General features: G+C 70.2%; 14 protein-coding genes. 5 read left to right on the forward strand and 9 right to left on the reverse strand.

What is annotated here, in order from left to right; all coding sequences use genetic code 11:
- Window positions 1–38: 38 nt before the first annotated feature.
- Window positions 39–935 carry an alpha/beta hydrolase gene (locus HWX36_RS06375; RefSeq protein ID WP_175951357.1) on the forward strand — a complete coding sequence of 299 codons (897 nt, stop codon included), beginning with the start codon at window positions 39–41 and terminating at the stop codon, window positions 933–935.
- 30 nt (window positions 936–965) lie between these two features.
- Here the strand turns inward: HWX36_RS06375 and HWX36_RS06380 are convergent, their stop codons facing one another.
- A complete protein-coding gene (locus HWX36_RS06380; RefSeq protein ID WP_175951358.1) occupies window positions 966–1,457 on the reverse strand; it encodes an Lrp/AsnC family transcriptional regulator in 492 nt (163 codons plus the stop codon).
- Between the two features lie 112 nt (window positions 1,458–1,569).
- Here HWX36_RS06380 and HWX36_RS06385 point away from each other — a divergent pair, with 112 nt between their 5' ends.
- Complete coding sequence (locus HWX36_RS06385; protein ID WP_175951359.1) at window positions 1,570–2,472, forward strand: DMT family transporter; 903 nt, start codon at window positions 1,570–1,572, stop codon at window positions 2,470–2,472.
- 263 nt (window positions 2,473–2,735) lie between these two features.
- Here the strand turns inward: HWX36_RS06385 and HWX36_RS06390 are convergent, their stop codons facing one another.
- Genes HWX36_RS06390 through HWX36_RS06405 form a run of 4 tightly spaced genes read right to left on the reverse strand, consistent with a single transcriptional unit; the run spans window position 2,736 to window position 5,378 of the window.
- Complete coding sequence (locus HWX36_RS06390) at window positions 2,736–2,948, reverse strand: DUF1289 domain-containing protein (RefSeq protein WP_175951360.1); 213 nt, start codon at window positions 2,946–2,948, stop codon at window positions 2,736–2,738.
- Window positions 2,945–3,451, reverse strand: coding sequence for a YbaK/EbsC family protein (locus HWX36_RS06395; protein ID WP_175951361.1), 507 nt, complete (start codon window positions 3,449–3,451; stop codon window positions 2,945–2,947). Before HWX36_RS06395 ends, HWX36_RS06390 begins: the two co-directional genes overlap by 4 nt.
- A gap of 26 nt (window positions 3,452–3,477) precedes the next feature.
- A complete protein-coding gene (locus HWX36_RS06400) occupies window positions 3,478–4,410 on the reverse strand; it encodes a hydroxymethylglutaryl-CoA lyase (protein WP_175951362.1) in 933 nt (310 codons plus the stop codon).
- Window positions 4,411–4,436: 26 nt separating this feature from the next.
- On the reverse strand, window positions 4,437–5,378 hold the full coding sequence (locus tag HWX36_RS06405; RefSeq protein WP_175951363.1) for a glyoxylate/hydroxypyruvate reductase A: 942 nt from the start codon (window positions 5,376–5,378) through the stop codon (window positions 4,437–4,439).
- Between the two features lie 378 nt (window positions 5,379–5,756).
- Here HWX36_RS06405 and HWX36_RS06415 point away from each other — a divergent pair, with 378 nt between their 5' ends.
- Window positions 5,757–6,380: an alpha/beta hydrolase gene (locus tag HWX36_RS06415; protein WP_175951364.1), complete on the forward strand. Its 624-nt coding sequence runs from the start codon at window positions 5,757–5,759 to the stop codon at window positions 6,378–6,380.
- A gap of 55 nt (window positions 6,381–6,435) precedes the next feature.
- Here the strand turns inward: HWX36_RS06415 and HWX36_RS06420 are convergent, their stop codons facing one another.
- The 3 genes from HWX36_RS06420 to HWX36_RS06430 all read right to left on the reverse strand — a co-directional run bounded on the left by HWX36_RS06420 (window position 6,436) and on the right by HWX36_RS06430 (window position 10,073).
- Complete coding sequence (locus HWX36_RS06420; protein WP_175951365.1) at window positions 6,436–8,556, reverse strand: phospholipase C, phosphocholine-specific; 2,121 nt, start codon at window positions 8,554–8,556, stop codon at window positions 6,436–6,438.
- A gap of 48 nt (window positions 8,557–8,604) precedes the next feature.
- The gene (locus tag HWX36_RS06425; protein ID WP_175951366.1) at window positions 8,605–8,886 is read right to left on the reverse strand and encodes a hypothetical protein; all 282 of its coding nucleotides are present in this window, start codon (window positions 8,884–8,886) and stop codon (window positions 8,605–8,607) included.
- Window positions 8,887–9,152: 266 nt separating this feature from the next.
- Entirely contained in the window at window positions 9,153–10,073 is a 921-nt protein-coding gene (locus tag HWX36_RS06430) for a LysR substrate-binding domain-containing protein (RefSeq protein WP_175951367.1), read from the reverse strand.
- Window positions 10,074–10,185: 112 nt separating this feature from the next.
- Between HWX36_RS06430 and HWX36_RS06435 the strand changes: the two genes are divergently transcribed.
- Window positions 10,186–10,824, forward strand: coding sequence for a glutathione S-transferase N-terminal domain-containing protein (locus HWX36_RS06435; RefSeq protein ID WP_175951368.1), 639 nt, complete (start codon window positions 10,186–10,188; stop codon window positions 10,822–10,824).
- Between the two features lie 56 nt (window positions 10,825–10,880).
- On the opposite strand, the gene HWX36_RS06440 is transcribed toward HWX36_RS06435, so the two are convergent.
- Entirely contained in the window at window positions 10,881–12,155 is a 1,275-nt protein-coding gene (locus tag HWX36_RS06440; protein WP_175951369.1) for an MFS transporter, read from the reverse strand.
- 106 nt (window positions 12,156–12,261) lie between these two features.
- Between HWX36_RS06440 and HWX36_RS06445 the strand changes: the two genes are divergently transcribed.
- Complete coding sequence (locus HWX36_RS06445) at window positions 12,262–13,320, forward strand: LysR substrate-binding domain-containing protein (RefSeq protein ID WP_175951370.1); 1,059 nt, start codon at window positions 12,262–12,264, stop codon at window positions 13,318–13,320.
- Window positions 13,321–13,331: the final 11 nt, after the last annotated feature.

Genomic DNA, 13,331 nt, shown 5'->3' on the forward strand with positions numbered 1-13,331 from the left:
TAAAATAGCCGCCATAACAAACCAACGAGAAACAAACCATGTCGTTTGAGGCGTTTGCACCGTTTCGCGTGACGGTGCAGGACACCGACATCTTCGGTGTCAAAGGAGGCGCGGGTCCGCCGCTCCTGTTGCTGCACGGACATCCGCAAACCCACATGATCTGGCATCGCGTTGCCGCGACGCTCGCGAATCATTTCACGGTGATCGCCACCGACCTGCGCGGTTACGGCGGGTCGGGCAAGCCGCCGAGCGACGCGCGGCATGCGCCGTATTCGAAACGTGCGATGGCGGCCGACCAGGTCGCCGTGATGCGGCATTTCGGCTTCGAGCACTTCCACGTATGCGCGCACGATCGCGGCGCGCGGGTCGCACACCGGCTGGCGCTCGACCACGCGGACGCCGTCGAGCGGATGATGCTGCTCGACATCGCCCCGACGCTCGCGATGTACGAGAAAACCGATCGCGCGTTCGCGACCGCGTATTTCCACTGGTTCTTCCTGATCCAGCCGGAGCCGCTGCCCGAGACGCTGGTCGGCGCGCATACCGATGCGTATATCGAGCGCGTGATGGGCAACCGGTCCGCCGGGCTCGCACCGTTCGCGCCCGAGGCGCTCGCCGCGTACCGGGCCGCGCTCGCGCAGCCGGGCGCCGTGCATGCGATGTGCGAGGACTACCGCGCATCCGCGACGATCGATCTCGAACACGACCGTGCGGATCTCGAGCGCGGCAACAAGGTTGCGTGTCCGCTGCGCGTGCTGTGGGGCGAGCACGGGATCGTCGGCCGCTGCTTCGATCCGCTCGAGGAATGGCGCCGCGTGGCGCGCGACGTCAGCGGCCGCGCGCTCGAGTGCGGGCACTACATTCCGGAAGAGGCGCCCGTCGCGCTGATCGACGAACTGCTGGCGTTCTTCGACGCGCGCGACGCGGCTGCCTGACGATGCGCGGACGTCGCGCGACCCGGCTGCTCAGCGGTGCGCGCCGTCGTCCTCGACGAGCGGCGGCAGCCGGCGCGGCACCGGCGTCGATTTGACGATCGCGGTGCTCGTCTCGGCGCGCTCCGTCACTTTCGACAGGATGTCGTCGAGGTGCTCGATCGTGCGCAGGTAGAGCCGGCAGATGAAGCAGTCGTCGCCGGTGACCTTGTCGCACTCGACGAATTCGGGAATCCGCCGCAGCATCTCTTCGACGAGATGCAACTGGCCGGGCAGCGGCTTCACGCGGACGATTGCCTGCAGCGTATAGCCGAGCGCGCGCGGGTCGAGCTCGACGGTGAACGCGGCAATCACGCCTTGCGCCTCGAGCCGCCGCACGCGGTCCGCGGTCGCGGGCGCCGACAGCCCGATCTGCCGGGCGAGCTCGCTGGTTGCGATGCGCGCGTCGTCGGCCAGCGCCGCGAGGATCGCGCGGTCGGTCGCGTCGAGCGACGCGACGGCAGGCGGGGGAAGGCGTTTCGGCATGATCGCTTTGCTTTCGAAGGTGAATCGTTCGATTCACTTCAGTTTAGCCGTGGTTGTCGCGAAAGCAAGTTTCTAGAATCGAAGTCATCCACGCTTCTGAACGGAGTTCACGATGGCTTCGAATGAAATTCGCCGCGGCGCCGCCGAGATGGTCGTCGCAATGATGATGTCCGGCACGATCGGCTGGCTCGTGATGTCGTCGCGGCAGCCGCTGACGAACGTCGTGTTCTTTCGCTGCCTGTTCGGCGCCGCGACGCTCGCGATCGTCTGCGCGGCGTTCGGGTTCCTGCGCCGCGCGCTGTTCTCGCCGCGGATGCTTGCGCTTGCGATGCTCGGCAGCGTCGCGATCGTCGCGAACTGGCTGCTGCTGTTCGCCGCCTACTCGCGCGCGTCGATCTCGATGGCGACCGCCGTCTACAACACGCAGCCGTTCATGCTCGTCGCGCTCGGCGCGATCGTGTTCCGCGAGCGGATCACCGCGTCGACGCTCGCGTGGCTCGCGCTCGCATTCGTCGGGCTCGTCGCCGTGGTGCGCGTCGAGCCGGCCGTGCTCGCGGTGCCGGGCGAATATCTGGAAGGCGTCGCGCTGTCGCTCGGCGCAGCCTTTCTGTATGCGATCTCGTCGATCGTCACGAAGCACCTGAAGGGCACGCCGCCGCATCTGCTCGCACTGCTGCAGGCCGGCCTCGGGGTCCTGCTGCTCGCGCCGTTCGCGCACTTCGGCACGTTGCCGGCGACCGCCGGGCAGTGGCTCGACCTCGTCGTGCTCGGCGTCGTGAACACCGGTCTGATGTATGTGCTGCTGTACGGCGCGATCCAGAAGTTGCCGACCGCGATGACCGGTGCGCTGTCGTTCGTCTATCCGGTCGTCGCGATCGTCGTCGATCACGTTGCGTTCGGGCAGACGCTCGCGTGGACGCAGGTGTTCGGCGCGCTGCTGATCCTGCTCGCGGCGGCCGGCGTGAATCTCGGCTGGCGCATCGTGCCCGCCCGTCGCGCGGCCGTCGGCAACTGAAACGGTCGTGCGATCCGGCGCCGCCGCGGGCGGCGCAGCGGCGCGTCGAATGCGCATTTCAGGAGCGGGCATGGCGCGCGGATGGCATGTCCATGGCGAGCGAAAGCGCCGCGCGCGCACGCGTGGAAGATGCTGTAAGAAGCTGTAGGGAAACACCCGATGCGATGCGGCCGCGTCGCTCGTATGATGCGGGCTGTGACGTTGATCACGTTCACAGGATTCCGATCTCGTGCCGTTCGCCGGTCAGGCTGAACGGCTTTTTTTTATGCGCCGCTTCTCGCCAGCAGACGCCGCCGCGCATCGAGCCGCGCGAGCAACGCGCGCCTCGCGTCGTCGTCCGACGCACGCCACCCCTTGATCTCGTCGCGCGTGCGCAGGCAACCCGCGCACCAGTCGGTGCGCGGATCGATCCGGCATACGTCGGTGCACGGCGACGCGACCGTGGCGACCGGCGCCGTCACCGGCAGGTCGCTCATGCGGGCTCCCGCAGTGCGACGTCCGCGACCGGCGCGCCCGTCAGCGATACGAGTTCGTTCGGCGACAGGTTGAACACCGCGTGCGGATGGCCGGCGGCCGCCCACAGGCTGTCGAGTTCGAGCAGGTCGGCGTCGATCAGCGTGACGGGGTCGACGAGATGGCCGATCGGGCAGACGCCGCCGATCGCATAGCCGGTGTTGTCGCGCACGAACTTCGCATCCGCGCGGCCGACCGCGCCGACTTGCGCGGCAACCTTCTTCTCGTCGACGCGATTGACGCCGCTCGCGATCACGAGCACCGGCGCGCCGTCCGACTGGCGGCGAAACAGGATCGACTTCGCGATCTGCGCGACCGAGCAGCCGAGCCCGGCTGCGGCTTCGGCCGAAGTCTTGCCGGTTTCGGCGAGCATCACGATGCCTTTCGCATGGCCGCGCTCGCGCAGCAGCAGCGCGACGCGTCGCGCGGAATCGGGGAGGGAATCGAATGAAGCGGGTGTCGTCATGTTGAGGAATCCATGGAATACCGGGGTCACACGCAGTTCGCGGCGTCGGCCGCGCTCTGCGCCTTGGCGAGCAGTGCGCGACCGGCGCGCGACACGTTCGCGCGGCCGATCGCGTTCGAGATGAAGTCGCCGGCGGCGACCACCTGCGCGAGATCGATGCCGGTGTCGATGCCGAGGCCCTGCATCAGGTACAGCACGTCCTCGGTCGCGACGTTGCCGGTCGCGCCCTTCGCGTACGGGCAGCCGCCGAGGCCCGCGACCGACGCGTGGAAAATCTCGATCCCCTCGAACAGCGCCGCGTAGATGTTCGCGAGCGCCTGTCCGTAGGTGTCGTGGAAGTGGCCCGACAGGCGTTCGCGCGGGAACACGCGCGTGACGGCCGCAAGCACTTCGCGGGTGCGCTTCGGCGTGCCGACGCCGATCGTGTCGGCGATGTCGATCTCGTCGCAGCCGAGCGCGGCGAAGCGCTCGACGACGTCGACGACCGAGGCGACCGGCACGTCGCCCTGGTACGGGCAGCCGAGCGTGCACGACACGCTGCCGCGCAGCCGCAGGCCCGCGTCCTTCGCCGCCTTCGCGACGGGCTCGAAGCGCGCGATGCTCTCGGCGATGCTGCAGTTGATGTTGCGCTGCGAGAACGCCTCGCTCGCCGCGCCGAAGATCACGACTTCGTCGGCACGTGCGGCGAGCGCATTCTCGAAGCCCTTCAGGTTCGGCGTGAGCACCGAGTACACGGTGCCCGCGCGGCGCTCGATGCCGGCCATCACGTCGGCGCCGTCGGCCATCTGCGGCACCCATTTCGGCGACACGAACGACGCGGCCTCGACGTTGCGGAAGCCGGCGCGCGACAGCCGGTCGACGAGCGCGATCTTCACGTCGGTCGGCACGAAGGTCTTCTCGTTCTGCAGCCCGTCGCGCGGGCCGACTTCGACGATCTTGACGGCGGTGGGGAACGTCATGGTTGTCTCCTGGTTTGCTTGCAGGTTCAGTAGCCGCGTGCGTAGTCGACGATGCCGCCGACGTGCTCGCCGCGCTCGAGCGCGCGGATCTTGCCGGCGATCTGCGCGACGGCTTCGTCGCGCAGCGTCTCGGCCGAGCTGTGCGGCGTGATCGTGATGCGCGGCGCGTGCCAGAACGGATGGTCTTCGGGCAGCGGCTCGCGCTGGAATACGTCGAGCGTCGCGGCGGCCACCTGGCCGCTCGAGAGCGCGTCGAGCAGGTCGGCCTCGACGAGATGCGCGCCGCGCGCGACGTTGACGACATACGCACCGGGCGCGAGCCGCGCGAAGGTGCGCGACGACAGGATGCCATCGGTGTCGGGCGTGCTCGGCAACAGGTTGACGAGCACCTTCGCGCCGTCGATGCATGCATCGAACGCGCCGTCGCCGGCGAAGGTCGCAATGCCGTCGAGCTGCTTCGCGCTGCGGCTGTAGCCGCGCACGGGCAGGCCGAGCGCGGCGAGCGCGAGTGCGACCTGCGCGCCGAGCACGCCGAGGCCGAGCACGGCGACGGTGAAGCTTGCGCGCGCATGCGGTTCGAGCAGCCGCCAGCGGCGCTCGCGCTGCAACGCTTCGTATTCGTCGAAGCGGCGCAGGTAGCGCAGCACCGCGTGCGTCACGTATTCGACCATCTGCCGCGCCATGCCCGAATCTTCCAGCCGCACGAGCGGCACGTGCCGCGGCAGCGTGCCCGGATGCGCGCGCTCGAGCGCGAGCAGCGCGTCGACGCCGGCGCCGAGGTTGAAGATCGCGCGCAGGCCGTCGCGCGGGGTGAAGAATTCGCGCGGCGCGCGCCACACGAGCGCGTAATCGGCGGCGGCCGTGTCGCCCGGCTGCCACGCGCGCAGTTGGGCCTCCGGCAACGCATGCGCGATCTCGTCGCGCCACGCGCCGGCTTCCTGGTGCGGGGAATGGAACAGGATCTTCATTGGATGACGGCGCGCGCGCCGGCGAGGCGCGTTACGGGCACGGCGAGCAGGGCCGGGCGCAGCGCGCCGGCGGGCGTAGCGGACATCGGGCGTCTCCTGACGACCGGGCGCCCGGCGCGTCGGCGCCCGGCCCCGGTTCCGTGTGAAGCTGACGGGAAGCCCACATTCTACGGGCTCGCGGCGCATCGCGCGCCGGTGCGCGGGGCGGGCGACCGGCGTGGAGGGGCCGCTCCGGGGCGCCGGCCCCCGGGCGCGGTTCGCCGGACAGCCGCCCCCCGGCGCGCCGTCCGCCGCAAATGCAAAGCACAAAATATTGGTTCGTCCGCCGGGGACGCCGCGCCACAATCGAATCCCGTATTCAGGCAAGCGAGGGCAATCATGCGCGCATGCAGCAAATCGGCGTGGCCGCCGCGGCTCGTGACCGTTCCGGGCCTGCACGGCAGCGAAGGCGCTCACTGGCAGACCTGGCTCGAACGGCAGTTCCCGCGCTCGCTGCGCGTCGAGCAGGACGACTGGGACGCGCCCGATCTCGCGCGCTGGGCGCAATCGGTGCGCACCTTGCTCGACCGCGAACGCGGCCCGTTCGTGCTGGCCGCGCACAGCTTCGGCTGCCTCGCGGCCGCGCATGCGCTCGCGCAGTGGCCGCATACGGGCGATGTCGCGGGCGTGCTGTTCGTCGCGCCGGCCAGTCCGAGGAAATTCACGTTTGCCGGGCCGTTCGACGCGCGCCGGCTCGCCGTGCCGTCGATCGTGATCGGCAGCGAGACCGATCCGTGGATGCCGCTCGGCGACGCACGCACGCTCGCGCAGCACCTGGGCAGCGCGTTCGTGAACCTCGGCGACGCCGGGCACATCAACACCGCGGCCGGCTTCGGGCCGTGGCCGCGCGCGAAGTACTTCGTCGACACGCTCGTCCACTGCGCGGCACCGCTGCGCTTTCGCGACGCGGACGACGGCTTCGACGCCGCACGCGTCGACCGCGCGCTCGCGCACGCGATCTGACGAGCCGGGCGGGCGGCGCGCGCGGCACGGCGAGTGCCGCGCCGCGCCGTCGCGCTTACGCCGCGGAGACGGGCCGCACCGCCGCCGGATCCGAATAGCTCGGCCGGCCGTTCTCGACGTGGCCCGCGAAACGGCGCGAGAAGGTGCCGTTCGCGCCGTCGCTCACCGTCACGTCATACCATTGGTGGCTCGATGCGAGCGCCCACTGCTCGACGCGCTCGTCACCGCCATGCAGCGTCACCTGCCGCGACGGCGCGCCGTATGCGTTGTCGGTCAGCGTCAGCGTGACGTGCGCCCCGCCATGGTTGTGCAGCTTCAGGTACAGGTTCCCGTTCGCGACGTCGTAGCCGGCCTTCACTTCCGGTCGCGCGGGGTTGCGGTGCGGCGCGGCCGGGGCCGACACGTTGCCCGAGAACACGCGCACGAAGCCGTTCGGCCCGTACACCGCGAACGTGTACGCCCCGTTCGTCACCGTCAGGTCGAAGTCCGCATGCAGCACGCGGCGCGCGCCGACCGTATAGCGCCACGGGCCGTCGGTGCGGTTCGTCGCGTACACGTGGAAGTGCGCGCCCTGGTTGCCGCGGTTCGCGAACTCGATACGCAGCCTGGTCCCGCCATCGATGCTCGCGTTCACGTGCAGTTCGTACGGCAGCGCACGTGCCGGCCGCACGCCGGGCTCTTGCGGGTCGACCGGCGACGGCGTCGCGGGCACGGTCGGCGCGGGCTGCGACGTGCATTGCTGGTCGGCGATCGAGCGGTACTGGCTCGTGTCGGGCAGCGGCGGGAACGACGCGTCGGACGAGCGGAAGTCGAATGCGGCGGTGAGGTCGCCGCACACCGTGCGGCGCCACGGCGTGATGTTCGGTTCGTCGATGCCGAAGCGCTCGCCGATGAAGCGGATCACCGACGTGTGGTCGAACACCTGCGAGCACACGAAGCCGCCTTTCGTCCACGGCGACACGACCGTCATCGGCACGCGCGGCCCGAGGCCGTACGGCAGGCCGTCGGCCGTGTAGCTGCCGCCTCGGCCGGGGTTCACGACCGTGTGCAGCTCGCCGTCGGTCGTCACGGTCGACGCGCCCTGCGCGGCCGACGTCGGCGGCTGCGGCGGCACGATGTGGTCGAAGAAGCCGTCGTTCTCGTCGTACATGATGAACAGCACGGTCTTGCGCCATACGTCCGGGTTCGACGTGAGCGCATCGAGGATCTGCGACGTGTAGTTCGCACCGTACGCGGGCGTGTATTTCGGATGCTCGGAGAACGCCGCGGGCGGGCACAGCCACGACACCTGCGGCAGCCGGTCGTTGATCACGTCGTCCTTCAGGTTGTCGAGCGTGCGCACCGTCTGCGCGCGCTGGTACAGCGACGAACCGGGTTTCGCGTTGATGAAGTTCGCGAAGTTCTGCAGCACGTTCGTGCCGTAGTTGCCGTTGTACGGATCGTTGCCCGTCGTGCCCTGCTGGTAGATCTGCCACGACACGCCGTGCGCTTCGAGACGCTCGGGAAAGGTCGTCCACGACAGCAACTGATAGGCGGGCGGCCCGTCGCCGTCGACATAGTCGCTGTTGTCGAGCAGCGGGCCGCCGAACTTGCCGGTCGGGTCGACGGTGCCCGTCATCAGGTACGAGCGGTTCGGGTGCGTCGGCCCCGGCAGCGAGCAGAAGTAGTGGTCGCACACGGTGAACGCATCGGCGAGCGCGTAGTGGAACGGGATGTCCTCGCGCACGTGATAGCCCATCGTCATGTCGGTCTTGTTCGCGGGCCACTGGTCGTAACGGCCGCCGTCGATCGCCGCGTGCGTCTTGTACCACGAGTGGTCGAGGTCGCCGACGCACTGCGCGCTCGTCGTCAGCGTGTTCAGCCGGAACGGCAATACAGGCTTTGTCGGATCGGCCTTCGACGGCTGGTACCACACCGGCTTGCCGTTCGGCAGCGGGATCGGGAAGCGGTCGTTGTAGCCGCGCACGCCGCGCAGGTGTCCGAAGTAATGATCGAACGAGCGGTTTTCCTGCATGAACACGACGATGTGCTCGACATCGCGGATCGTGCCGGTGCCGCGCGCGGCGGGAATCGCGAGCGCGCGCCGGATCGATTCGGGGAAGGCGTTGAGCGCGACGGCGGCGCCCGCGGATTGTGCGACGGTATGCAGGAAACGGCGGCGGCTCGACGACGTCATGTTATTTCACCTCGGTTCTGCTGCGGTCAGGGGACGGAAGCGGCGGGATCAGCCGGGTGACGACGCTGCCGCACTCGACGCGGCCGCATGTGCCGTGGGCTTCGCATCGTCGTCGTCATCGGGCGGGTAGTGCACGACGGGCGGCGCGAGCGGCGCGGCATCGGACGCGGCGGTGCTGGCGGCTGCATCGTTGTTGAATGCGCTCGCGGAGCCGGCCGATGCGCCGGCCTGCTGCGAAGCGTCGGTCGCGTGTGCGTCGTGCGGCGCGTCGTCACTGCAGGCAGCGACGAAAGCGGCGGCACAAAGAACGGCGACGGAAACGCGACGCATGACTTCTCTCCTGGCTGGCTGATCGGGAAACGTTTTCGAGTATGCCGACGCGATGCGACGTTTCGGTGAATCGTTTGCGACCGGCGTGTGATCGCGAAATGCTTTCGATATCCTGACCAAGTGCTTTCGTGCGATCGAGGAGATGCAATATTTCCCGGTGGGTGATGCGGGCCGGGCACTTTTACCCGGGCACGCGACGCGATGCACGAGCGCGTCGATGGCCGCGTGACCGTTCATGATGGGCGCGTGCAGCCGATCGCGTTGCTTCAGCGGCGCGGCGTGCGTCGCCGGACCTCGCTGCGCAGCCAGTCGAGCCAGGTGCGGATCGCCGCTTCGTGCGGATGGCCCGGGCGCCACACGACGTAGTGCGCGTACACGTCGGTCACGCGCACCGTCGATACGCGCACGAGCGTGCCGTTAGCGAGTTCTCGCTCGATCAGCGAGCGGCGCGCGAGTGCGACGCCGCGCCCCTTCAGCGTCGCGTCGATCAGCGCATTCGCATCGGTGAAGCGCGGCGCGCGTGCGGATTCGGTGAGGTCGAGCCGCGCGGCCTGGAACCACGGTTCCCACGGCTGCGCGGGATGGCGCAGCAGCGTCGCGCGCACGAGATCGGCCGGCACACGCGGTGCGACGCCGTCGCGATTGCGGTACGCGGGGCTCGCGACCGGAAAGATCGTCTCGTTCATCAGCTTCTCGGCGACGACGCCCGGCCACGTGCCGGGCCCGTAGCGCAGCGCGACGTCGATGCGGTCGCGCTTGCGCAGCGGCGCGAGCGCCACGTCCGGGTGCAGCGCGATCGCGATGTGCGGATGCGCGGCCGTGAAGCGCGGCAGGCGCGGTGCGAGCCAGCGCTCGGCGACGCTCGGCAGCACGCTGACGTTCAGCGTGACGTCGCACGTGCGCGGGCGGCTGCGCACGGCGAGTGCCGGCTCGAACGCGCGTTCGAGCACGCTGAGGCCCTGGCGCACCTGCAGCGCGAGCGCGTGCGCGGCGTGCGTCGGCGTCGCGCCGTTGCGCTCGCGCGTGAAGAGCGGATGGCCGAGCTGCGCCTCGAGCGCGCGGATGTGCTGGCTGACGGCGCCTTGCGTGAGTGCGAGTGCGTCGGCCGCACGCGTGAAGCTCTGCAGCCGCACGGCGGTCTCGAACGCGCGCAGCGTCTGCAGCGGAGGAAGGTGGATGCGTCGCATTCGGGTATTAGTAACACTAATGTCCAGGCACGACAATTCATCGTTTGCGGCGGGCAGGCACGCGTTCCTACACTCGGTTCCGTCTTCCACAGACCCGTCGGGCCACACCACCATGAACGCCTATCGTCTCTATCTTTCGCCGGGTGCCTGCTCGCTTGCCGCTCACATCGCGCTGGAGGAAACCGGCGCGCCGTTCGACGTCGAGATCGTCTCCGTGCAGAAGCAGCAGAACCTCGAAGCGCGCTATCTTGCGATCAACGCGAAGGCGCGCGTGCCGGTGCTCGCGATTCCGGGCGAGCCGCGTGTGCTGACCGAAACGCCGGCGATCCTCACGTATCTCGCGCGCCGTTATCCGGATGCGCGATTGCTGCCGATCGGCGATCCGCTGCGCGAGGCGCGGTGCCACGAATGGCTCGCCTGGCTGGTCGGCTGGGTGCATGGCGTCGGCTACGGCGCGCCGTGGCGGCCGGGCCGCTTCATCGACGATCCGGCCCTGCACGATGCGGTCAGCACGCACGGGCGCGGCACGATCGATGCCGCGAACGAGGCGATCGAAGCCGCGCTCGCCGACGGCCGTCCGTGGGCCGAGCCGGGCGCGCATTCGATCGTCGATCCGTTCCTGTTCGTGCTGTATCGCTGGGGCGTCGCGATCGGACTCGACATGACGTGGCATCCCGCGTGGACGGCCCATGCTCAGCGCGAGGCCGAACGACCGGCTGCGCAGCGTGCGCTGGCGCGCGAGGCGGGCTGACGGAAGCGCGGGCGTCGCGGGCGCAGACAACGACGCCCGCGAACGACGCGCGGCCGCTATCGCACGGCGAACAGCGGATAGGTCGCACCCGCGATCAGCGCAGTCGCGAGCCAGACCACGCTCCACGAACTGACGGCGAGCAGCGGCGGAATCGCGAGCGGCGTCGCGAACAGCCCGAGGTAGACGATCGTGTTCGCCATCCCGAGCGCGGTGCCCGCTTGGTTCGCGCCCGCGAGCGTCGCGAGCTCCGTGTACGCGACGCCGTGCCACGCCGATACGCAGACGCCCGCGAACACGAGCATCGCGACGATCGCCGCGAGCGGCACCTGCGGGCTGCCTGCCGTCGCGGCCGCGAGCAGCGCGAACGACCCGGCCGCGACGAGCACCGAACCGCGCAGGTACGCGCGCCGGTTGCCGTGCCGGTCGGTATGACGGCCGCTCCAGACGCGCATCACCATCGCGCCGAGCTGCAGCACGACCATGGCCGTGCTGATGCCGGCGAGGCCGAGCCGGCCGAAGTCGTGCAGGAACACCGTCGCGAACGTGAGCACCGCGAATTGGGGCACGCACAGCGCGCCGATGCCGAGCACGATGCGCCATACGGGGCCGCTCGTCAGCGGGCCGCGGGTGGGTGGGGCAGCCCGATGCGGCTGGCCGGTCGCCCGTGTCGCGGCGACGTCCACGGGGGCCGGCGCGGCGGGCGGCTCGTGCAGCCAGCGCCAGGTCAGCGCGGCCGATCCCGCGCACAACAGCATCAGCGCACCGAACACAGCGGCGAAGCCGAGATGCGACGCGAGCGACGGCAGCAGCGCCGCGCCGACGCCGCCGCCGAGCGGCACGGCCGTCTGGCGGATGCTCATCGCGAGCCCGCGTTCGCGCTCGCCGAACCAGCGCATCACCGCGCGCCCGCTCGACCCGTTCACGCTGCCGCCGAGCAGGCCGACGCAGCTCATCGCCGCGACGACGCGCATCAGCGGCGGCACCGCGTGCGCGGTCGGGACGATCGTGCACACCATCAGCGCGAGCATCGCGGCCGTCGCGACGAGCCCGGTCAGCAGCACGCGGCGATCGCCGAAACGGTCGGCGGCCATCCCCCACGGCAGTTCGGACAGCGCGACGCCGAAGCCGAGCGCGCCGAGCACGAGGCCGAGCGCGCCGTTGTCGAGATGATAGGCCGCACGCATCCACACGGCCGTGGTCGGAATGCCGGCCGCAGCGGCCGAAAAGCTCATGTTCGCGGCGACGCCGGCCGCCAGCACGCGCCAGCGATGGGCCGGGCCGCGCGCGTCGCGGGCGGGCGAGGTGGGGGAAGCGATGCAGGTGGTATCCATGGCGGCAGGCCCGGTTGGAAATTGACACCGACAGTCTGGCAACCTACATTCATCCTGAAAATCGGAAAGTTCTTGATGAATCGTTCGATAAAACAGGATGGTCGATATGTCCGGACAAGACATTCCACGCGGCGACGGCGGGTCGCTCGCGCTGGCCGATGCCGCGCTGGCCCGGCCCAACTTCGACGTGGCGGCGCTGCGCAGCCTCGTCGCGGGCGTGGATCTCGGCAGTTTCGCGAAGGCGGCCGACCGCGTCGCGCGCTCGTCGTCGGCGGTGAGCGCGCAGATCCGCAAGCTCGAGGAGCAGGCTGGCACGCCGCTGTTCCTGAAGGCCGGGCGCGGGCTCGCGCTGACCGATGCCGGCGAAGCGATGCTGCGCTATGCGCGGCGGATGATCGAGCTGAACGACGAGGCGGCCGCGGCCGTGCGCGGCATGAATCTCGACGGCTGGGTGCGTGTCGGGCTGCAGGAGGATTTCGGCGAGGCGATTCTGCCCGACGTGCTTGGGCGGTTCGCGCGCGCGCATCCGAAGGTGCGGATCGAGGCGCGCGTGGCGCGCAATGCCGATTTGCTCGACCGGCTCGACGCGAACCAGCTCGATCTCGCGCTGGTGTGGGGCGATCCGGCGTCGGCGGCGCTGGTGGCGCGCGCGGGGATCGACAGCGAAGCGATCGCGCAGGTGCCGATGCAGTGGGTCGGGGCGGCGAGCCCGGGCGCGGGCGGTTTCGGCACGCTGGGCGGGGGCGGCACGGAGGCCGACGACACGGAAGTGCCGCGCGGCGCAACGGGCATCGGCGCGGTGGCCGTGCCGGGCGAGCCGCTGCCGCTCGTCGTGTTCGACCGGCCGTGCCGGTTCTTCAACGCGGCGACCGGTGCGCTCGATCGCGCGGGCGTGCCGTGGCGCGTCGCGTTCACGACGCCGAGTCTCGCCGGGCTATGGGCCGCGGCGGCGGCCGGCCTCGGGCTGACGGTGCGCTCGCACTACGGGCTGCCCGCGTCGGTGCGCGTGCTCGACGCGGCTTCGTGCGGGCTGCCGGCACTGCCGAGCCTGCCGCTGATCTTGCTGCGCCGCACGTCGTCGGCGACGCCGACCGTCGATCGGCTTGCGCGAATCGTGACGCAGGCGGTGCGGGATGCGACGGAGGGGGCGGCGCTGGCGGCGTGACGAAGCGTTCG

The organism is Burkholderia sp. BCC0405 (assembly GCF_902833075.1).
In the GTDB taxonomy this organism is placed as follows: Bacteria; Pseudomonadota; Gammaproteobacteria; order Burkholderiales; family Burkholderiaceae; genus Burkholderia.